This window comes from Ruminococcoides bili, from assembly GCF_040093295.1.
GTDB lineage: Bacteria > Bacillota > Clostridia > Oscillospirales > Acutalibacteraceae > Ruminococcoides > Ruminococcoides intestinale_A.
The window spans coordinates 37802-59595 of the sequence record NZ_JBBNJY010000009.1 but is presented as its reverse complement, the minus strand read 5'-3'; the positions used below and the strand labels follow the sequence as shown (position 1 = coordinate 59595).

Genomic DNA, 21794 nt, shown 5'->3' with positions numbered 1-21794 from the left:
GAAAAATATATTTGTGTAAACAAATAGGCATAAAATGGAATCAGCAAATTAAAAAAAACACGCAAAAGCATTGATATTTTTACAAAAGTGTGTTAATATATGAATTATAATCGCCTTAAATGTGATATTATGATTTATAGACGGGATGAACATAGATAACAAGGAGGATGTTTAAATGGCTTTTGAACTTGAATTGGAAAATGAGTATATGCCTAAAATTAAAGTAATCGGTGTTGGCGGCGGCGGCGGTAACGCTGTAAACCGCATGGTTGATATGGGAGTTAAGAATGTAGAATTTATTGCTGTAAATACAGATGAACATGTTCTCAGACTTTCAAAAGCTTCACAGAAAGTACAAATCGGCGAAAAGCTTACAAAGGGTAAGGGCGCAGGCTCTAAGCCTGACATTGGTAAGAGCGCAGCTGAAGAAAGCAATGACGAAATTGCAGCGCTCCTTAAGGATACAGATATGGTATTTGTTACTGCCGGTATGGGCGGCGGCACAGGTACAGGTGCAGCTCCTGTTGTAGCTAAGATTGCCAAGGATATGGGTATTCTTACAGTAGGCGTTGTTACAAAGCCGTTCGCTTTTGAGGGCAAGAGAAGAATGACACAGGCTGAGCAGGGCATTGCAGAGCTTTCAGCTTGTGTTGATTCACTTATCATTGTTCCTAACGAAAGATTAAAATATGTTTCAGAAACAAGCATCACACTTCAGAATGCATTTGCTATTGCAGATGATGTTTTAAGACAGGGTGTTCAGAGTATTTCTGACCTTATTCTCCTTCCGGGTCTTGTAAACCTTGACTTTGCCGATGTTACTTCTGTAATGAAGGATGCCGGTTATGCTCATATGGGTATGGGCAGTGCAACGGGCAAAGATAAGGCTACTGTTGCTGCTGATATGGCTATTTCAAGCCCACTTCTCGAAACTTCAATTGACGGCGCTAAGGGTCTTATCATTAATATTACAGCTTCTGCAGATGTAAGCCTTGATGATATTGACGCTGCATCCACAATGATTAAAGATAAGGTATCTGAAGACGCTAACATCATTTGGGGTGCTGTTATTGACGATAAGATGGAAGATGCTATCAGCGTAACTGTTATTGCTACAGGTTTTAATGCCGACAGTCAGGTTGCTAAGAAAAAAGTTGAGGACAGTTTCCTTACAGAGGAGAAAAAACCAACTTCCGCACCTGCTGAAAAGTCAAAGAAAGATGTTACAGACGATGATGACGATACTTTCTATGACATTATGTCAATCTTCAATAAATAATTATACTTAAACTTTATGGAGCTGTAAAAAAACAGCTCCAATTTTTTAAAATTGTTTATGCAGAAACTGCATAACATAATGCAAAAATATTATAATTCGCATTATGCGGAGTGTTGTATTTATTGGGGGAATTGTTTATAATAAAAACATAATCAAAATATTCTTGCAGGTTGGTGACGATTGACCTGTTGTATGTACTGATTAGTAATAGTTGAAAATTTAATTTTATTAATTATGGCAATTTATCGCTGTAATTATTATCTTAGTATTAATATTTAGGAGATAATTATGCAGTTATTTAAGAATTTTTGTGACTATACACTTGATAAAAACGGTGTGCTTGAAAAATTTGAATTAAAGTATCCCGATGATTACAATTTCGGTTATGATGTTGTAGATGAAATGGCAAAGTGCGCACCAAACGATATTGCTGTTCAGTGGACAAATGTTCATAATGAAAGAAAGACATTTACTTTTTCTGATATTGCAACTTTGAGCAATAAAGCGGCTAACGCATTAAGAAATAACGGAGTAAAAAAAGGTGATAAGGTACTTGTGATTTTAAAGAGAAATTACGAGTATTGGTACATTGTGCCTGCTTTGCATAAACTCGGTGCGGTTGTTATTCCCGCAACAAATATGCTTACCCTTGATGATATTACCTACCGTATTGAAACTGCTAATATTAAATTCGCAGTTTCAACTCCTGACGATGTTACAGCCGAAACTTTGGTGCAGGCAAAGACAGTAAAATCTCAACTTGAAAAAGTATTTGTGGTTCGCAGAGATGTTGAGGGCAGCATTAACCTTACAAAGGAAATTGAAAATGCTGACGAAAACCTTGAAAGAGTAGAGACGAAAGCAAAAGAGCCGATGCTGATTTATTTTACATCAGGCACAACGGGTTATCCAAAAGCGGTAATGCACAATCATACCTATACTTTAGCGCATATTGTGACCGCAAAATTTTGGCAGAATGTCAAGGAAAACGGGCTTCACCTTACGGTAGCGGAAACAGGCTGGGGTAAAGCATCATGGGGTAAAATTTACGGTCAGTGGCTCTGCGGCTGCGGAGTTATGGTGTATGACTTTGATATTTTTTCACCTGAAAAACTTTTAAAGGTGATTGAAGATTTTAAGGTAACTTCTTTTTGTGCACCTCCTACGGTTTACAGATATTTTATCAAAAAAGATATGAAGAAATTCGATTTGTCACACCTTGAGCACATTACAACAGCAGGTGAGGCACTTAATCCGGAAGTGTTTGAGCAGGTACATAAGCAAACAGGATTGCAGATTATGGAGGGATTCGGACAGACCGAATCTGTATTAATGCTCGGTAATTTGGTCGGAAGTACGGCTAAAATCGGTTCACTCGGCAAGCCCACACCCCTTTATAATATTATGATTGCCGACAATGAGGGTAACAGACTGCCTGCAAATGAAGTCGGAGAAATCGTTGTAATTCCGTCAGAAAATCAACACGGCATATTTATGGGTTATTGCGGAAATGAAGATTTGTACGCAAATGTGTGGAAATACGGCATATATCATACAGGTGATACTGCTTATATGGATGATGACGGCTATTATTGGTATGTGGGCAGAATTGACGACCTTATTAAAACAAGAGGTTACAGAGTAGGTCCGTTTGAAATAGAGAATGTGCTTATGGAGCATCCTGCCGTTATGGAATGTGCGGTAACGGGCATTCCCGATAAAGCAAGAGGTCAGGCGATTAAGGCGACAATCCACCTTGCCAAAGGATTTGATAAAAGCAAAGAGCTTATGCAGGATATAAAGCACTTTGTAAATTCAAAGGTTGCATCATATAAGCATATTCAGCATATTGAATTTATTGACGAAATGCCAAAGACTATCAGCGGTAAAATAAAGAGAATAGATATTAGAGATATTGACAGAACAAAACTCTGTTGATGATTGTGATAAGTAATCTCTATAAGCAAAAAAAGCCTTGCTTTCAATCTGAGAAAGCAAGGCTTTGTCTGTGTAACTGTTAAGTTGTGGTTTAGAAAAATACTTTGCAGATATATTCTGATAAACTATAATTCTACCAGCTTTTTAATAAATAGCCTAAAACTAAGCATAAGACAACGAAAAATGCCGTTCTGAAATCAGAACGGCATTGGTTTTCGACTTGTCTGTATTAGTTTGCTCTGGTAACCTTACCTGAACGTAAGCAACGGGTGCAAGCATATACACGCTTTGGAGAGCCATCAACAATAGCCTTTACACGCTGTACATTAGGCTTCCAAGTTCTGTTGGAACGTCTGTGTGAGTGAGATACCTTGATGCCGAACTTTACATCCTTACCGCAGAAATCACATTTTGCCATGCGTCTGCACCTCCTTAAAAATCATTTTTCACATCTAACTTTGTTATAATAACAGAAAACGAACAAAAATGCAAGTGTTTTTTTAAAATTTCTTTTCTTGTTTTTTTATTTGCTTTATTATATAATAGTAATTATATATAGCTTAGGTGTGATTTTTATCTTTATGATAGATAAATTTTGCTCTGAAATATCGCTTAAATGGCTGTTCTTTTGCTTTTGCTTGTTTTGTGGAAAATTAATGTTTTTAAAAACAAAATCAATTGCTAAATAAAATTTTGGAGGATAATTATGTTACAACAGATTTTTTCAGGCTCGTTTAATTTTTACGATGTTGTAGCCTATCTGGTAGCAGTTTTACTTATTATATTTTTAATTTTGCCGTTTCACGAGTGGGCGCACGCTTTTGTTGCGTATTTACTCGGCGACAAAGAGGCAAAAAGCCGTGGCAGATTAACTCTTAATCCTATAAGCCATATTGATATGGTAGGTGCGCTTGCAATGATATTTGTCGGCTTCGGTTGGGCAAAGCCTGTACCTATCAATCCCAATAACTTTAAAAAGCCAAAGCTGGGTATGGCGCTTTGCGCTCTTGCAGGTCCTGTGGCAAATCTTCTTGCGGCATATGTAGGTTTGATTATTTATTATATTTTAGCTTTTGCGTTCCCGTCATTCTTTTATTTGAATGACATAGGACTTATGATAAGAAGTTTTTTTGTTTTTTATGCATCTTGTAATGTCAGTCTTGCGGTATTTAACTTTATTCCGATTCCACCGCTTGACGGTTCAAAGATTTTATTTGCATTCTTGCCTTATAAGGCAATTGCATTTATGACAAAGTATGAAACTATTTTCTCTTTGGCACTTATCTTTTTAATCTTTACGGGCGGTCTTAGTACGGTGCTTGGTTTTGCCACAAACGGAATTTTGAATTTCTTAAGCGATATGGCATTGAGCCCTGTCAGATTTTTTGCAGAATTATTTTAAGAGGTAGAGCTATGGATTCACAGCCGTTGCAATACAGGTTGGAGGCATTTGAAGGTCCGCTTGATTTATTGCTTACCCTGATTTCAAAAAACAAAATAGATATTTACGATATACCGATAGCCGAGCTTATTGAACAGTACCTTGAGCAAATTAAGGTTATGCAGGAAAATCAGCTTGACATTGAGTCGGAATTTCTTACGATGGCGTCAAGACTTGTTTATATAAAGTCAGTAATGTTGCTCCCTAAGTATGAAGAAGAAGTTGAAGAACTTAAGAAAGAACTCACGGGACAGCTTATCGAATATGCAATCTGCCGTCAGATAGCCAAGAAATTCAGCGAGATTTACGATTACGACAGCTTTTACAGGGAGGCGTCGCCTGTTGAATATGATCTCACATACAACCGTATTCATCCGAGCGAGGACATAGCAAAGGCATATGTAAGTGCAGTTGGAAGAGGAAAGCGTAAACTTCCGCCGCCGGAATCGGCATTCAGCGTAATTGTGGCACGAAAGTTTGTGTCTGTAAGCAGCCGAATTATTCATGTAATGCGTAAGCTGTGGAAAGGAAGAAGAATAGAGTATCAGGAACTTTTTGACGCCTGCGAAGAAAAGAGCGAACTTGTAGCGACTTTTCTTGCTACACTGGAACTTGTAAAAGGCAAGCGTGTTAGAGTTGACGGTGACGGCGACCACGCAATCGTTTATATGATAGATAACAAGGAGAACAAAAATGTATGATAAAAAAGCGGCAGTCGAGGCAATACTGTTTGCAAACGGTTCGCCGGCAGAGCCTGACAAAATAGCACAGGCAATAGAAATGGAACCATCACAGGCCGAAAAATTAATTTTAGAGCTTATGGATGATTACGAAAAGCAGGAGAGGGGCATAAGAATAATTAAGCTGAATAAATCCTATCAAATGGTATCGGCTAAAAAATTTGCTCCCGAAATCCGTAAAGTTATGGACTTGCGCAGAAATACTCCGCTTTCGCAGGCGGCGCTTGAGGTGCTTGCCGTTGTTGCATACAATCAGCCTGTTACAAAGGCTTTTGTGGAACAGGTCAGAGGCGTAGATTGCAGCGGTGTTCTCGGCAGTCTTACCACAAAGGGACTTGTCGAGGAAAAGGGCAGACTTGAACTTCCGGGCAGACCGTTGCTTTACGGAACAACCGAGAACTTTTTAAGATGTTTTAATCTTGAAAGCATAGAAAATCTCCCTCCGCTTCCCGAAAGTGACAAAAACGCAAATTCGGAAGAAGAATCCGAAAAGGAACAGCCTGAGAATAATTCTAATGAAATAGAACAAAGTGACAAATAACTAACTATAAACAGGGGGATATAAATGTTTGACTTTCCGGAACATGAAAATAATTATTTATTTTCAAAATCAGACGACTTTACATTTTTTATAACAAGCAACAAAGGCTTTACACGATGCGGAACATATGAGGAATTGCATAAATCATGGCCGTATAATGAATATACCGATAAAATTCCGCTGGGATATGACTGTATCCATTTGGAAGAAAAATTGGTTCAGCTTGAGTACGGCAAGGCTGTTTGGGTTAATAAAAAACCTAATAAAGATATTTTATTCAAGGGGTTTTTGCTTAGCTTAGAGCGTGAAGAATTTAAATTTAAAGACAGTAAACTGTATAGTGTTATTAATTCAAATGAAGAAAGAATTAATTGTGTTGTAAACTCAAATGGAGAGTGTATCCCTTTTGGTGATGATGGTTTGACAGAAAATTTCGATGAGGCTCTCAGAGTAGCTGTTGAATTATCTAAAAACGAAAATCTTAAGCCATGGTATAATCTGCATGATAAAAAGCCGGCTGACAACGGAAAACCAATACATTATATGGTTTGCAGAGTTTTGGATATGTTTAACTGGCATTAATTTGAGGTGTATGCAGGTTATGGCGTCAAGCAAGGAATATTTGCAGTTTGTTTTAGGACAACTCTCCGATTTGGATGAAATTACTTATCGTGCTATGATGGGTGAATTTATTATTTACTATCGTGGTAAAATAATAGGAGGAATATATGATGACAGATTACTTGTAAAGCCTGTAAAATCCGCAATCCAATATATTCCGACAGCTGTATATGAGCTGCCGTATGAGGGAGCAAAGGAAATGCTTTTGGTGGATGAAGTTGATAATAAAGATTTTTTGACAGGTTTATTCAATGCAATGTATGACGAATTACCGATGCCAAAGGCTAAAAGGAAGAAGTAGATTAATTAAAAAAGGCAGTTAAGATGGATTTATATGAATTGATTGAAAATGAATTATTTGATAAAAAATCAATATCTGCTTTAATTTGGCTGATTACTCACGGGCGTGAATTAGAAGCAAAATATGAAAGTCATTTAATTTTTATTGCTTTTTCGGCTTCAAAAAATAAAGCATCAATTTGGATAGATAAAGAAGAATATAAATTTGACTCTGTTGAAAATTTACTTCAGTCAGCACAAATTGATGGGTATAGGTTAATTGATATTTGGAATAATATAGAATTTGAATATTTATATTAATAAAAATGTTAGTAAAAATGAATTCTACTCGGAGGAGGTTTTGCCTTGCTCTGGCTGTATATACTGCTGGGGATAGTTTTGTTTTTTGCAATAATTCTTGCTGTTCCCATTGAGGTCTGCGTTCAATATAAAAAACAATTCTTTTGCAGACTTCGCATAGGCTTTGTAAAGATTATTCTTTATCCGCCTGTGCCAAAGAAAAAGAAACCCAAAAAGAAGAAAAAAACCGAACAACCGCAAAAGCCTGCTCCTAAAAAAGAGGAAAAACCTAATGATAACTTCTTAAAAGAGTTGGGACTTTCGGGGATTGTAAATCTTTTTACAAGGATTACAGAGCTTGCCGCAGGTGTATTAAAAGACTTTTTTGCACACATAATAATCAAAAGCTTTGCGTTAAGCATAAAAGTCGGAGGAAAAGACGCTGCCGATACGGCTATAAATTACGGCAAGGTTTGCTCGGTTGTCTATCCGCTGACAAGTGCGGTTATAAGTTCAATGAAATATACGCATTACGGTGTGGATATTCTTCCCGACTTTACGGAGGGTGCAAAAACCAAGATTGAGTTTTTTGCGATATTTAAAACAAGAATAGCACATCTTGTTAAAATAGTATTAAAACACGGCTTTAAGGCATTAAAAATGCTTATGGAGCTTAAAAATATAAAAGACAATTAACGATATTTATCACATACCTGTTTGTGCAGTTATGACGATTATTCAATACAAAGGAGAATTACTATGGAACATCCTATCGGAAATCTTATGGACACTACTATGAACAAAATTAAGGAAATGGTAGATGTAAATACTATTGTCGGCGAGCCGATTACCGCTCCCGACGGTACACTCATTATTCCTGTTTCAAAGGTAACCTACGGTTTTGCGGCAGGCGGCTCGGATCTTCCTACCAAAAAAGAAAATAAAGATTGCTTTGGCGGCGGCAGCGGCGCAGGCGTTACAATTCAGCCTGTTGCATTTTTAACTGTTTATCAGGGAGAAGTAAGACTTGTTTCCGTTGACAACAACGGCAGTACCGCAGAGGGCATTGTGGGTATGATCCCGGATGTTCTTCAAAAAGTAAAGGGAATGTTCAGCAAGAAGAAAGATGCCGATGATTTCTCGGAAATAACACAGGACGATATAGATATGGTGTAATTTATGGCAAAGCCTTCGCATAAAATTAGTTCGGAGGCGAGCTTATGAAAAAAATACTTTCCGTTATAGTTGTAGTTGTGGTGACATTAACGCAAACCGCACAGATTACGGCATTTGCGCAGGAAACCGACAAGCCGGCAGTAAATGCACAGGCTTGCGTGCTTTATTGTGTTGATGACGGGAAAGTGTATTTTTCTGTAAATGAAAATAAAAAAATGAAACCTGCAAGTACCACAAAGCTGATGACTTCACTCATTACGCTTGAGTATGCCGATTCTGCCGACAAGGTTGTTGCTTTTACCAAGAATATGACAGCCGAGGGCAGTTCGATGTACCTTAAAGTGGGGGAAAAGGTTAAACTCAGTGATTTAGCGGCAGGAATGATGATGGCATCGGGAAATGACGCAGCAAATGCGGCGGCAATTTCTATTGCGGGCAGTGCAGAAAAATTTTCCGAGCTTATGAACAATCGGGCGGCTGTAATAGGAATGAAAAACACACATTTTGTTACACCGAGCGGACTTGATGACGAAAATCATTATTCTACGGCTTACGATATGGCTTTGCTTATGAGCTATGCGCTTGAAAACGAAAGTTTTGCAAAACTGACTTCGCAAAAAAGCGTTACGGTAGAATTCAGCGAACCGCAGTCAAAGAGAACAACCTATACAAACCATAACCGTCTGCTCTCTATGTATGAGTATTGTACGGGCGGAAAAACAGGCTACACAATGGCGGCAGGCAGATGTTTGGTTTCTTCCGCAAAAAAGGACGGACTTACATTTGTTTGCGTTACACTCAATGACAGAAACGATTGGAATGACCACATAGCTCTTTATAATTACGGCTTTTCCAAACTGGCCTGTGTTGAGTGCGATGATTCCGATTATTACCTTGAAATTCCGTGTGCGGGCGGTGATGACGAGAGCATCGGTGTTACGGGTACAAAGGGCAAAAATGTTGTAGTGCCTTTTGACAAGAAAAGCAATGTTGTACGAACCGCATATGCCGATAATTTCTTGTATGCACCTGTTAAAGACGGAGATATTGTAGGCAGAATAGAATACACGCTTGACGGCAAAACGCTTGCAAGTACAAATTTAACCGCTGTTGAATACAGCAATACGCAGAATAAAAACAAAAGTATTTGGACTAAGATAAAGGATTTTTTTACATATGGCAAAGAATGAACCAATAAGACTTCAAAAGTTATTATCACAATGCGGTATCGCATCAAGAAGAAAAGCAGAGCAGATGATTATTGACGGTCATGTAAAAGTGAACGGCAAAACCGCTCAACTCGGCGACAAGGTAAGACCGACAGATAAGGTATTTGTAAACGGTAAGCGTGTGCTTACCAACGCAAAGCCGTCTTACCGCTATATTATGCTCAATAAACCGAGAGGATTTATTACTACAATGAGCGATGACAGAGGCAGAAAATGCGTTGCTCAACTTGTGGAAAATGTGGGCACAAGAGTTTACCCTATCGGCAGACTTGACAAAGATTCGGAGGGAATGCTCATTCTCACAAATGACGGTGAGCTGGCAAACAAAATTATGCACCCGAAGAACAGCGTTTATAAAATTTACAGAGTAACAGTCCGTCCGTCTATTGACGAAGATCAGCTTGTTAAGCTTGAAACCGGTATTGAGCTTGACGGAGTAAAGACAGCCCCTGCAATGGTGCATGTACTTCATCAGGAACCGGGCAGAGTTGTACTCGAAATGATACTTCATGAGGGCAAGAACCGTGAAATCCGCCGTATGTGCGAGGCTGTGGGTCTTGAGGTTGCAAGACTTAAAAGAATACAAATCGGCGGCGTAAAAATGGGTATGCTGAAACAGGGCGATTGGCGTGACCTTACCGAAATTGAGGTAAAAAAACTGCTTTCAAACCCGTTTGTAAACGGAAAACAGCTTATTTAATCCAAAGCCTTAAAAACTTAACTTTTTGGGCAAAAAATCAAATAAAATTACAAGTTAAAATGCACAGTAAATCAGAATGTTTGTGCAAAATCATTGTTGTAAATATTCAAATTTTAAAAATAGCTTTGCTTTTTCCTTGTAGTTTGATAAATATTAGGATATAATGATATATGTGGTAAATTAGTATGCCGACTTATGCTATTTGTCGGTATATTCAATACATTGTATTGGAGGATGTTTAAGATGAGTATTGAAAAAATCAATCAGGCAAAGGCTGAAATCGCATCTACTTCTGCTTATAAAACAATAACAGAATTTTTTGATGCAGACAGCTTTACTGAAATTGATGCTTTTGCAAAGTCCGGCGAAGGTTTTGCAGAGGTTGTTGCAGGCTTTGGTACAGTTGAGGGTATGCCTGTTTACGCTTTCGCACAGAACAGCGACATTTGCGGCGGTGCTATGAGTAAGGCACAGGCTGCAAAGCTTAAAAAGATTTATGATCTTGCACTTAAAACAGGCGCTCCTGTTGTAGGTTTTTACGACAGTGTCGGCGGCAGACTTATGCAGGGCAATGAGCTTCTTGCAGGCTGCGGTCAGGTTCTTAACAGCGCTGCTGCGGTTTCGGGTGCGGTTCCGCAGATTTCGGTAGTTCTCGGAACTTGCCTTGGTACAAACGCTCTTAACGCAGCAAGTGCGGATTTTGTTATTATGAGTGAAAAGGCACAGCTTTCTCTTGATGTTACAGGCGAGAATGCAAGTGCCGAATACAACGCAGAGCATGGTGTTGCATCTGTTGTTGCAAAGGATTCTGCTGAGGCTGTAGCTAAGGCTAAAGAGCTTGTTCTTTATCTTCCGTCTAACAATCTCAATACTGCTCCGGAGTCATTTGAGGAAGAGCCTGCAGACTGCGATTGCATCGTAGGTTCAACTGTTGACGGCGGCAGTGTTTATAAACTTTTTGACAACTACGGCAAAGACGCTAAAGTCAGACTTGCCCGTCTTGGCGGTTCGGTAGTTGGTATTGTAAAGACAAACGGCGGTGTGCTTTCATGTTCCGCAACAACAAAGATTGCAAAATTTGTTCGTTTCTGCGATGCTTTCTCACTTCCGATACTTACATTTGTTGACTGTAAGGGCTTTGAATCAATTAAGTCAGCCGCAAAGGCAGCTTCGGCTTATGCAGAGGCTACTACAGTTAAGATTTCCGTAGTTTACGGTCAGGCTGTCGGTTCAGGTTACATTGCACTTGCAGGTACAGGCGCAAACGCAGATATGGTTTACGCACTTCCGCAGGCTGTTATTTCTCCTGTAAATGTTGAGGCTGCGGCATTTATTCTTGCAGCTGACGCTATGAATGTTCCTGTTGCAGAGCAGAAGGCAGTTGCCGAAAAGTTTGCGGCAGAAAATCTCTCTGCTTTCAACGCAGCACAGAACGGCTATGTTGACGGTATTGTTGAACAGCAGGATTTAAGAAAAACTCTTATTTCCGCTCTTGATATGCTTGCAGGCAAGAGAGTTCCTACAGTTGCTAAGAAACATTCAACAATCTGATAAATATGTTTGTTTAAATAAAGGGGATATTTAAAATGAAAAATTTAAGAATTACAGTAAACGGTACAGCATACGATGTTCAGGTTGAAGAACTCGGCGGTTCTTCAGCTCCTGTTGCAGCAGCTCCTGCTCCGGCAGCAGCACCCGCACCTGCAGCAAAGCCGGCAGCTCCTGCAGGCGCAGCAGGTTCAGTAGTAGTATCAGCTCCTATGCCGGGTACAGTTGTTAATGTTGTTGTTTCAGCCGGTCAGTCAGTTAAAGCCGGTGACGACCTGGTATTTATTGAGGCTATGAAGATGGAAACTCCTGTAAAGGCTCCTCAGGACGGTGTAGTTGCAACTGTTGATGTTGCTAAGGGTGAGTCTGTAGATTCAGGTAAAACACTTGTTACTCTTAACTAATAACTGACGAAAGGGATGTCCGAAATGGCAAAGAAAATTAGAGTTACCGAAACTGCCCTGCGTGACGCACATCAGTCACTTATTGCTACAAGAATGACAACAGAGGAAATGCTCCCGATTCTTGATAAGCTTGACAAAATCGGTTATTATTCACTTGAGTGCTGGGGCGGTGCAACATATGACGCTTGTCTTCGTTTCTTAAATGAAGACCCATGGGCAAGACTTCGTACAATTCGTGAGCATTGTCCGAATACAAAGCTGCAGATGCTTTTCAGAGGTCAGAATATGCTCGGTTACCGTCACTATGCCGATGACTGCGTAGAGTACCTCGTTCAGCGTTCGGTTGCTAACGGTATTGACATTATCAGAATTTTTGACGCTCTTAACGATATTAAGAACCTCAAGACAGCTATCAATGCTGCAAAGAGAGAAAACGGCAAGGCTGAAGCACAGGTAGCTATCAGCTACACAACAGGTCCTGTATTCACAGATGAATACTATGTAGAGTATGCAAAGAGAATTGCCGATGCAGGTGCAGATTCTATCTGCATTAAGGATATGGCTGCTTTGCTTACACCAACAGCTACAGAGAGCCTTGTAAAGGCTATTAAGTCTGCTGTTGATCTTCCTATTCAGCTCCACACACACTACACATCAGGTCTTGCATCAATGTGTCTTTTAAAGGGTGTTGAGGCAGGCGCTGACGGTATTGATACCGCTATCAGCCCACTTGCACTCGGTACTTCACATGCTCCTACAGAGTCAATGGTTGCCGCTTTTGCAGGCACACCGTATGATACAGGTCTTGACATTAAGCAGCTTGCTGAAATTCGTGCTTACTTTATGACTCTTCGTGAGAAATACTTTAAGAACGGTCTTCTTGATCAGAAGATGCTTGCTACAGATGCTAAGGCTCTTATCTATCAGGTTCCGGGCGGTATGCTTTCTAACCTTCTTTCACAGCTTAAGCAGGCAGGCAAAGAAGACAAGCTTACAGAGGTACTTGAGGAAGTTCCGAGAGTTCGTAAAGATGCAGGTTACCCACCGCTCGTTACTCCTACATCACAGATTGTTGGTACACAGGCTGTATTCAATGTAATTACAGGTGAGAGATACAAGATGTGTACAAACGAGTTTAAGGGTCTTGTTGCAGGCGAGTACGGCACAACACCAATGCCGATTGATCCTGCATTCCAGAAGAAGATTTGCGGCGATAAGAAAATTATTACTTGCCGTCCTGCAGATTTACTTGAGCCGGAGCTTGATAAGCTCAGAGGTGAGATTTCACAGTGGATTGAGCAGGAAGAGGATGTTCTTTCATACGCTCAGTTCCCGAAGGTTGCTCTCGACTTCTTTGAGAAGAGAAGAAATGCCGAAGTTGGCATTAACGGCGATAAGCTCGACAAGAAAAATATGGTTCATCCTGTTTGATAATTTAATCAAATTAGTTACTCCCTTCGTATTTACGGAGGGAGTTTTTGTATATGATTTTGTTTAGTCAAAATAACTAACAATTTAATCAAAAGATTATACAATAATACACTTGCTTGATATTTAATGATATAGTACAATAATCGTAAGAAATATGACTTATGTTTTAAAGGAGGCTATATTATGAAAAAACTTATAAGCGGTATTATGGCAATAGCAATTTTGGCAAGTGCTGTTCTTTGCGGTACAACAACAGCATTTGCGGCTGATACGGGAAACTCGGCCGTAGGTGATGTAGATATGTGGAATCACGATTTTAAAAATACGTTAACAGGAAAACTTATGTGGGCGATTGATGATATTGCGGATACAGATACGGTTGCGGTTGAAATTAATTTAACTTCATATTATGAAGATATATATATATTTGCAGATAAAAACGATCGCTTAGATGAGATTATTGTAAATGAAGACGGCGGAAAGACTTATAGTGATGAATTAATGCGTGATTATGAGGAATATAAAAATAATATAAGAAGTCAGAAGCCCGATGATAAAAAGAAAATTATTGATGAAAAATATTCGGTATCGGAAATAAAATATTTCCCTGTTACCCAAGCTCTCTTTTGTATTTCAACTAAAGGGCAGATATTAAGCCTTGCCGATGCCGATATAAAGGTATCTGTTGATCTTGCAGATAAAGACTACTACAGTGTTGATAACAAAATTACATGGGATGAATTTTTTAAGATTGAAAAACAGACAAGAGAATATATTGAACAAACTTTAGCTTACCCTTGCCCTGAAAGCGATTATGATATTTTTTATTTTAAATTATCTGTATTAAGCGAAGAAGTTAAATTCGATTATATTTTAGTTGAGGAACATTATTCGTCAGACAATAATATTAAATCTTTAAAAACAGGAAATTTTGTATATCCTATTTATGAAGATTCACCTGCGGGCAGATATTATTATGCTGATAATAAAGTACAAAATGCTGTTGAATTGTACACTAACGGTTTTATTGATATTGATACTATGTATGGCTTGGGTGCGAGATATTATGGCGACTTAAATTCCGACAAGTCAACAAATGTAAATGATGTTACAAATTTGCAGATGTATCTTAGCGGTTCTCTTTTTGTCGAAGAAGATTCAATATTTGATGAAAACAGATATAAAATTTATTGTGACTTAAACGACGACGGAAAAATTGATGTAAACGATGTTACTGTTCTTCAAAAGTATATTTCAATGACAGTATAATGTTCTTTAAAAATTAGGAATTATGAATACTTAGTCAGGCAATTATAAAAGATTGGCAAAACAATTTACTAAGCCATAATTTATTCACAACTATCTAAAAACAATAAAACTAAAGGTTGAAAGAATTGGTAATACTCCAATTTTTTCAACCTTTTTAAGTTATACAATAGCCGCACAAAGCGCTGCACAGCATATGTTTTTGCAGCCTGCTTTTTTAAGAACCTTACAACATTCTCCGAGTGTGTTGCCCGTAGTAATAATATCGTCAATTATAAGAATATTCTTGTCAGCCACTGCTTGACTGTCAATTACACGGTACACACCTTGAACATTGCTTTCTCGTTCTTTTCCTTTAAGCGTATGTTGAGCTTTATTTTTCTTATGCTTTTCAACAAGTTCTGCATACGGAATGTTAAAAATTTCCGCACATTCTTTTGCAAGAAGTTCCGATTGATTATATCCCCGTTCACGCATATTTTTATAATACATCGGTACGGCGGTAATAATATCAAAACATCCGACACCGTATTTTGCGATTATTTCATTAGCCAAAGGTATGGCAAGCCGGCGGGAATATGACGGATTTTCATAAAATTTAAAGTTTTTTACACCGCTTGCAAATATACCGTCATATTTAAACGGCGCTATTGTTTTGTATCCTCCGACAGCGTAAGTTTCATAGCCTTTTTGCGGAAATTTACTCTTACATTCTTTACAGGCGTAGTCATTCCTGTCAATAACTTTTTCGCAGTACGGGCACTTTACGGTGAAAATTATGTCCTGCAAAAACAGCATTGCTCTTTTAATATAACTGTTCATCTCGCAGTAAAAATTCCTTTAATCCGCTGTATCTTTTGGTACGGCGGTTATTTTGTACCATATATTCAACGGTCTTCGGATTTCCCACAAGCACAAGTGTTTTCTTTGCTCGTGTAACGGCTGTATAAAGTAAATTTCTGTAATAAAGTTGAGGAGGCCCTTGAAACATAGGTATAATTACGCAGTCAAATTCGTTACCCTGGCTTTTATGTACGGTGACCGCATATGCAAAGTCAAGATCGGTTGCGTATTCATAAGTGTATTTGGCTGTCTTGTCGTCAAAAATAACTATAAGCGTACGGCTTTTGCGGTCGATAGAATCAATAATTCCTATGTCGCCGTTAAAAATTCCCGAACCCTGCTCTCCGTCATCTCTTATCCAGGTTATATCGTAGTTGTTTTTTATCTGCATTACCTTGTCGCCAATTCTGAATGTTTTTGATGAAATTTCAATTTCAGCTTTATCGGCTGATTTTGGATTAAGAGCCTTTTGAAGTCTGAAATTCATTTCGGCAGTGCCAAGTTCGCCTTTCTTTGACGGACAAAGCACCTGAATATTGTCAAATGCAGAGTAACCGTAAGCCTTTGGTAATCTTTGTGTGCAAAGGTCAACGATTACTTGAGAAATTTCGGTTTTGTTATTCCTTAATAAAAAGAAAAAGTCTTTATCTGATGCATTGAGAACGGGCATTTCGCCGTTGACTATTTTATGTGCGTTTGTAACAATAAGACTTTTCTGTGCCTGACGGAAAATTTCGTTTAACCTTACAACCGGTACAATTCCGCAGTCGGTAAGGTCGCCGAGTATGTTGCCCGGCCCTACGGACGGCAACTGGTTAGAGTCGCCGACAAGTATAAGACGGCAACCGATAGGCAAGGCTTTCATAACGCTTTCAAAAATAAAGGTGTCAACCATAGAAACCTCATCAACTATGAGGGCGTCACATTTAAGCTGATTGCGTTCGTTTTTATTAAAAATAGGTTTATCGTGCTTGTCCCAGCTTACTTCAAGCAGACGATGAATAGTTTTTGCCTCAACTCCCGTTAAAGCACTCATTCGTTGAGCCGCTCTTCCTGTCGGTGCGGCAAGCAAAACTTTTTTGCCGTTGTTTTGCAATATTTTAATAATAGCGTTTAATGTTGTGGTTTTACCTGTGCCCGGACCGCCTGTCAGCACAAGCATACCTTTTGTGAGTGCCTGTGTGATTGCCTCTTTTTGCAGTGCGGCATATTCTATTCCGTCATTTTTTTCGCATTTTTCAATTTCGGTGTCAATATTTTTAATTTGTTCAGCCGCAAATCCAAGCAGCATTTTCACTCTTGAGGCTATATAAAGTTCACAAAGATGGGTGTTAGGAGAAAAAATAAATTCTTTATCGTTTACATTGTCTTTGATAAGCGAGCGGTCGAAAATCATTTCCTGCATTGTTGAAGCAATAAGTGCTATGTCAACTTTCAGAAAATCTGCGGCTTTTTTGCAGAGAACCTCAAAAGGCAAACAGGTGTGGCCGTTGCCCTCGTTGTGAATTAAAATATATGCAATGCCTGCACGAATACGCTCTGTACTCTGCTCGTCAAAATTTCGCTTTTTTGCAATGAAATCGGCGGTCTGAAAGCTGATGCCGAACTCTCCGTTGCAAAGTATGTACGGGTTTTCTTTAATTTGTTCAATAGCGGAAGTTCCGAGTTCTGTGAAAATTTTGACAGCCGCAGCATTGCCTATTCCGTATTCGCCGAGGAATAATATAAGCGAGCGGATACCCGTGCTTTGCTTTAGCTGCAGAGAAAAATCTTCTGCCTTTGATTTTGAAATTCCCTTGAGCATTGCTACTCTTTCGGGTTCGTTTTCCATAACATCAAGAGTTTTTTCGCCAAATTCAGATACAAGCCTTTGTGCGGTTGTTGCGCCTATTCCACGGATTGCACCGGAAGAAAGGTAACGCAGAATCCCTGCTGTACCGCTCGGACGGCAAAGCTCACAGACCTGGGCAGAGAATTGCCTGCCGTAATTAGGATGTTCCTTATAATTGCCTGTGAGCTTTAAAAGGTCGCCCTGATGTACCCTTGGCATAATGCCGACAGCTGTTATATAGTCGTCATCGTCCGATATTTCAACAACGGTATAACCGTTTTCTTCATTTCTGTAAACTACGCTTTCAACATAGCCTTCAAGCTGTAAAAGTGTATTGTCATCCATAAAAACATACCTGTTTCCTTAAAAAATACAGCGGTATTTTGCCACAATTATAATTATTATAGCACTGTTTTTTTGCTTTAACAATACACCTTGCGATTATTCGTTTAAAAGATGTATAAGTTCAGTCTTTTTTATCATACGAATAAATCCGTATTCTTTGCACAAGGCTTTGCATATGTTTTCGGTTTCTTCGTCCATATCGCAGTCAAGGCAAAGTATGCAGTCTTTACCGCCACGACAAAACCATCTTAATCTTGACGCCGCACCTCGCAATATAAATTCGGCATTTTGATTTTCTCCTTCAAGCGGAGTAACAATAATGATTGAGCAATTATTTTTGTTTTTATAAAGGAAATATGTAATTTCCCTTACGCAGTATATTATTCCCATAACCGCAAAAATAATCAGTATGGCAGTTGAAATCGCTGTCATAAAATCACCTCAATATATTTTATTATTAAGTGTGAATTTGGTGAGGTATATTTATTGTTGTTTTGCAGACAATAAGAGGGCGAACAGAACTGCAACCGCGCAGGGTTCGCTAATAATGTATGAGGTGATTTACAATGATGAACAACTCCTATGTAAACCGTAGTATTAAATGCACCGTAAATAACTGTTCTCATAACAACGAGGCAGAGCACTACTGCTCACTTGAAACAATTAAGGTTGGTACACATGAATCAAACCCAACAGTATGTCAGTGCACAGACTGTCAGAGTTTTGAGTTAAAACAGGGTTGCGGTTGTAAGTAATCTTGCGGTAAAGCAAAAAGCTGTATCCCTTTGCGGGGTACAGCTTTTACTTATATACCGAGAATTATTATGCAATACAGCTTTTTAACAATCGGCATTTTACCGATTGTTTTATTTCTGAATGTTAATACATAATTAAGAACAATTTTATATTCTTCATCAGAAATATTGTGCGTGGAAAACTTTGCTTTGGTACAGATATTTTCAATTTTTTTCGGTATTCTGACTTTTGAATGAACGGAAAGTTTATTTAAATATCTGTAAATGCAGATTACTCTTGATTTATAATCTTTGTGAGTAAAACTGTATTTTCTGTAATACCGTATTAAAATAATTCTTAAGATTGCCAAAGCTATAATCAGTAAAATAATTATAACAATTATGGCAGGTGTTGAAATTTTTGCCTTTACTTCTATTTTTACAGGCTTAGTATTTTGTGCCTGTGTAGTAGGCTGAACGGTAGGAGAGGTTGTCTGTGCCTGCGTTGTTGTTTGCACTGATTCGGTAGCTTGCGGCACTTCAAAATCAGATGATGTAGCGTCAAGCGGAATCCAGCCGATTCGTTCGTCAAAGTATTCCACCCAAGCATGGGCATTGTCTGAGGTGACAATAGCTTTACCGTCAACAACATCGGCACAATACCCTGTTACATATCTTGCGGGAACGCCTAAGGCTCTCAACATTACGGCGGCGGCATTTGCAAAATGCATACAATAACCTGTTTCGGCATCGTTTAAAAACCATTCTGCAACATCTCTGCCGTCGGGTACTTTTTGTGTATTGAGAGAATATGATGCGGAATGTGAAACAAAGTCCTTAACCGCCGCAACCGTTTGAGAAATATCACTCTTGGATAAATCTTTAATATTGTTGCGCTCGGCAATTTCAAGCATTGCCTGTTTGGTATCGTTTGGCAGAGATAAATAGCATTGTGCAAAATCATCGTATTTTGAGGTGCCACTTATTTCTATTCGTGAAAAGTCGTTAATATTTTCGCCGGAATACGGTATAACAAACATAGTGTAGTTTGTTGCCTTGTCGGTGTTTGCTATGAACACATCGCATACAGGCGAAAAATTGTTGTTGATATAATTAAGATAATAGGGTGTGTAAATAACATTTTCTTTGTTTACGGTGTCAATGGTTACGGTTTCTGCCTCTTCGAAATACTGCGTCATAATAGTCATAATAAAGGATTGATAATCCTGCGGATAGTTGTCTGCCTGCTCATCGGTAAGTACAGACCATTTGTTGTTTTCGTAATTTGCATATGCCATACTCTTAAGGTAAATTCTGCCGTCTGTACTTGATGTGACAGTCATAACCTTTGTGCCTGTTTGTTTTAATGCGCCTGCATTTGAAAAATCTACTTCGGAGCTGACATTATTTCCTACTTCGGCAAGAGCGGATGAGATTTTGCCGCTGCCGTTGTAAGTTTTCATTCCCGTGAGAGTTTGTACTGTATTCAGCATATTGTCCTGCCACTTCGGTCTTTCGTAATCGGCAACCGGATTTATTACAGCCAAAACAGTAATGAGTACAGCCAAAATAACGGCACAAACCGCAGTTATTACACCGCTGTGTGCATAGTTTAATTGTCTTGTCTGTGATGAAAAGTAAAGCGCAAACAGAACTGTAAATATTATAAGCAGCGGTACAAGGTCGGGCAAAGTGTTTACAAGTACAAAGCAGGGTACAAGTAACGCAATGCTCAAAAGTCCTGCAATTTTGATTGATTTAATTCGTGATATTAAGAAAGAAAACAATCCGTTCAGAATTAATGACAGCAAAACAAAGAATCCTGTAGCGTCGTTCGCTATATAACTTGCAAATTTGATGTTGCTGTAAACAGAAAGATAAACCGAATACAGTTCAAGCAGTTTGTTAATTGCGTAGTTTGCCTGTGCAAAAATACTCTCATTTGCAAAGACAAATACCAAAAATGCCACAAAAGCGATTACTGTCATACATAAAGCGTATTTCAAATTGTTTTTTACAAAGGCTGACAGCAGGCTGAAAACAATTGAAAATAATACAGCCGCCATAATCAGTACCGAAGCTTCGAGTTTAACCGAAAATGCGCTTGCATAGCAGAGTATGGGGCAGACCGACAAAAGAACTACGCATATACCGTCTGACAGAGTGGAAAGCAAATATTTTTTCATTTTGCCACCTCCTCGGAGTCGGCAAAAATACTGTGAATTTCTGCATTTGAAGTATCTGCGTTACCGAGATTTTGCCGTGTGTAAATTGCTTTGTATATGGAATAAATATTTGTTTGAGGGGTAAGGGGATATGCACCTGCATTTTTGGTAGTACACACCGTACACGGAATTTCATTTTTTATTGCGTTCTTGCAAACGCCTGCAAATTTCGCCAAAACTTTATTGTTGTTTTCGGGGTTGTCGCCAAGCATAAGCATAATTTTAAAATTCTTGTAAATCGGCAGGCTCGGTTCTCGAACCATTAAATCATCATTTTTGGCAGATAATTTCCAGTGAACATTACGCAGATTGTCGCCGTCACGGTATTCTCTGATTTCGTAATCATCAGAAAATCCGCCTCCGGCTTTCTTTTTGTATCCTATAATAGCTTGTTTGTCCGTCAGGACTTCTTCGCTGCAATTTGCGGTTTTAGGAATTACAAGTATTTCTGCCGCGGTATTAAACCTTACGGGAATAAAAAATATTCCGAGCATATCGTAAATCTTAAGCCATCTTGTTTGTATTTCGACTAATCCGCAATCTTTGCCGATTTTTGAAAGCGGAATATTTACGGGCTTATTTATCATTCCGCTGTATTTAAACGCTGTTTTTTTCGATTTGCCGCAAAAACTGTTCTTTGAGTAAACAAGAACTTTAATCAAAGGGCAGAAAAGACCGTTGCGGTTGTTTGCCGCAAGATTAATTACAACATCATCGCCTGCATAAATGACCTTGGAAGCATAAAGAGAAAAACCTTTGACGGCCGAATAAATCATAAAAGGCAGACTGCATAACAATGAAAGAACAGGCAGACAAAGTACAACAATCAGCAGAAAATTGGAAAACCAGGCATAATAAAAAACCGCAAACGAAAATGATATTGCAAGAACCGCAATATATATAAGTATGTTCTTTATCATTTT

23 protein-coding genes are annotated in these 21794 nt (G+C 38.7%); 17 read left to right on the top strand and 6 right to left on the bottom strand.

Annotated features, from left to right (window positions below; translation table 11 throughout):
* Positions 1 to 175 precede the first annotated feature (175 nt).
* Positions 176 to 1279: a cell division protein FtsZ gene (gene ftsZ / locus AAAY30_RS04815; RefSeq protein ID WP_022234959.1), complete on the top strand. Its 1104-nt coding sequence runs from the start codon at positions 176 to 178 to the stop codon at positions 1277 to 1279.
* A gap of 288 nt (positions 1280 to 1567) precedes the next feature.
* Entirely contained in the window at positions 1568 to 3217 is a 1650-nt protein-coding gene (locus AAAY30_RS04810) for an AMP-binding protein (RefSeq protein ID WP_337781752.1), read from the top strand.
* A gap of 229 nt (positions 3218 to 3446) precedes the next feature.
* On the opposite strand, the gene rpmB is transcribed toward AAAY30_RS04810, so the two are convergent.
* The gene (rpmB, locus tag AAAY30_RS04805; protein WP_022234957.1) at positions 3447 to 3635 is read right to left on the bottom strand and encodes a 50S ribosomal protein L28; all 189 of its coding nucleotides are present in this window, start codon (positions 3633 to 3635) and stop codon (positions 3447 to 3449) included.
* A gap of 288 nt (positions 3636 to 3923) precedes the next feature.
* Here rpmB and AAAY30_RS04800 point away from each other — a divergent pair, with 288 nt between their 5' ends.
* The 14 genes from AAAY30_RS04800 to AAAY30_RS04735 all read left to right on the top strand — a co-directional run bounded on the left by AAAY30_RS04800 (position 3924) and on the right by AAAY30_RS04735 (position 14896).
* Positions 3924 to 4619 carry a site-2 protease family protein gene (locus AAAY30_RS04800; RefSeq protein ID WP_249375945.1) on the top strand — a complete coding sequence of 232 codons (696 nt, stop codon included), beginning with the start codon at positions 3924 to 3926 and terminating at the stop codon, positions 4617 to 4619.
* Between the two features lie 11 nt (positions 4620 to 4630).
* Entirely contained in the window at positions 4631 to 5359 is a 729-nt protein-coding gene (locus AAAY30_RS04795) for a segregation and condensation protein A (protein ID WP_117705612.1), read from the top strand.
* A complete protein-coding gene (gene scpB, locus AAAY30_RS04790; RefSeq protein WP_195411141.1) occupies positions 5352 to 5939 on the top strand; it encodes an SMC-Scp complex subunit ScpB in 588 nt (195 codons plus the stop codon). The genes AAAY30_RS04795 and scpB overlap by 8 nt, the downstream gene beginning before the upstream one ends.
* Before the next feature lie 24 nt (positions 5940 to 5963).
* Entirely contained in the window at positions 5964 to 6521 is a 558-nt protein-coding gene (locus AAAY30_RS04785) for a hypothetical protein (protein WP_295025817.1), read from the top strand.
* Between the two features lie 19 nt (positions 6522 to 6540).
* The gene (locus AAAY30_RS04780) at positions 6541 to 6861 is read left to right on the top strand and encodes a TfoX/Sxy family protein (protein WP_295025816.1); all 321 of its coding nucleotides are present in this window, start codon (positions 6541 to 6543) and stop codon (positions 6859 to 6861) included.
* Between the two features lie 23 nt (positions 6862 to 6884).
* A complete protein-coding gene (locus AAAY30_RS04775; protein WP_295025815.1) occupies positions 6885 to 7160 on the top strand; it encodes a hypothetical protein in 276 nt (91 codons plus the stop codon).
* 45 nt (positions 7161 to 7205) lie between these two features.
* Positions 7206 to 7835 (top strand): DUF2953 domain-containing protein, encoded by a 630-nt coding sequence (locus AAAY30_RS04770; RefSeq protein WP_195411139.1) that lies wholly within the window; start codon positions 7206 to 7208, stop codon positions 7833 to 7835.
* A gap of 63 nt (positions 7836 to 7898) precedes the next feature.
* Complete coding sequence (ytfJ, locus tag AAAY30_RS04765) at positions 7899 to 8315, top strand: GerW family sporulation protein (RefSeq protein ID WP_022234950.1); 417 nt, start codon at positions 7899 to 7901, stop codon at positions 8313 to 8315.
* Between the two features lie 44 nt (positions 8316 to 8359).
* Positions 8360 to 9505, top strand: a complete 1146-nt coding sequence (locus tag AAAY30_RS04760; RefSeq protein ID WP_499215708.1) for a D-alanyl-D-alanine carboxypeptidase family protein — start codon at positions 8360 to 8362, stop codon at positions 9503 to 9505.
* The gene (locus AAAY30_RS04755) at positions 9492 to 10244 is read left to right on the top strand and encodes a pseudouridine synthase (protein WP_022234948.1); all 753 of its coding nucleotides are present in this window, start codon (positions 9492 to 9494) and stop codon (positions 10242 to 10244) included. Before AAAY30_RS04760 ends, AAAY30_RS04755 begins: the two co-directional genes overlap by 14 nt.
* Positions 10245 to 10487: 243 nt before the next feature.
* Entirely contained in the window at positions 10488 to 11795 is a 1308-nt protein-coding gene (locus tag AAAY30_RS04750; RefSeq protein WP_499215709.1) for a carboxyl transferase domain-containing protein, read from the top strand.
* 35 nt (positions 11796 to 11830) lie between these two features.
* Positions 11831 to 12196 carry a DUF2118 domain-containing protein gene (locus AAAY30_RS04745; RefSeq protein WP_022234946.1) on the top strand — a complete coding sequence of 122 codons (366 nt, stop codon included), beginning with the start codon at positions 11831 to 11833 and terminating at the stop codon, positions 12194 to 12196.
* A 24-nt stretch (positions 12197 to 12220) separates the two neighbouring features.
* Positions 12221 to 13627, top strand: coding sequence for an oxaloacetate decarboxylase subunit alpha (locus AAAY30_RS04740; protein WP_022234945.1), 1407 nt, complete (start codon positions 12221 to 12223; stop codon positions 13625 to 13627).
* 183 nt (positions 13628 to 13810) lie between these two features.
* Entirely contained in the window at positions 13811 to 14896 is a 1086-nt protein-coding gene (locus AAAY30_RS04735; protein WP_337781754.1) for a dockerin type I repeat-containing protein, read from the top strand.
* A gap of 159 nt (positions 14897 to 15055) precedes the next feature.
* Here the strand turns inward: AAAY30_RS04735 and AAAY30_RS04730 are convergent, their stop codons facing one another.
* From AAAY30_RS04730 to AAAY30_RS04720, 3 genes are all read right to left on the bottom strand, one after another.
* Positions 15056 to 15715, bottom strand: coding sequence for a ComF family protein (locus AAAY30_RS04730; RefSeq protein WP_301965514.1), 660 nt, complete (start codon positions 15713 to 15715; stop codon positions 15056 to 15058).
* Positions 15699 to 17912, bottom strand: a complete 2214-nt coding sequence (recD2, locus tag AAAY30_RS04725; RefSeq protein ID WP_337565591.1) for an SF1B family DNA helicase RecD2 — start codon at positions 17910 to 17912, stop codon at positions 15699 to 15701. The genes AAAY30_RS04730 and recD2 overlap by 17 nt, the downstream gene beginning before the upstream one ends.
* A 96-nt stretch (positions 17913 to 18008) precedes the next feature.
* Positions 18009 to 18344, bottom strand: a complete 336-nt coding sequence (locus AAAY30_RS04720; RefSeq protein ID WP_022234448.1) for a hypothetical protein — start codon at positions 18342 to 18344, stop codon at positions 18009 to 18011.
* Positions 18345 to 18478: 134 nt separating this feature from the next.
* Here AAAY30_RS04720 and AAAY30_RS04715 point away from each other — a divergent pair, with 134 nt between their 5' ends.
* On the top strand, positions 18479 to 18667 hold the full coding sequence (locus AAAY30_RS04715; protein ID WP_252559128.1) for a DUF1540 domain-containing protein: 189 nt from the start codon (positions 18479 to 18481) through the stop codon (positions 18665 to 18667).
* Positions 18668 to 18717: 50 nt separating this feature from the next.
* Here the strand turns inward: AAAY30_RS04715 and AAAY30_RS04710 are convergent, their stop codons facing one another.
* The gene (locus AAAY30_RS04710; RefSeq protein ID WP_499215710.1) at positions 18718 to 20832 is read right to left on the bottom strand and encodes a transglutaminase domain-containing protein; all 2115 of its coding nucleotides are present in this window, start codon (positions 20830 to 20832) and stop codon (positions 18718 to 18720) included.
* Positions 20829 to 21791 (bottom strand): DUF58 domain-containing protein, encoded by a 963-nt coding sequence (locus AAAY30_RS04705; protein ID WP_449074178.1) that lies wholly within the window; start codon positions 21789 to 21791, stop codon positions 20829 to 20831. Before AAAY30_RS04705 ends, AAAY30_RS04710 begins: the two co-directional genes overlap by 4 nt.
* Positions 21792 to 21794 lie beyond the last annotated feature (3 nt).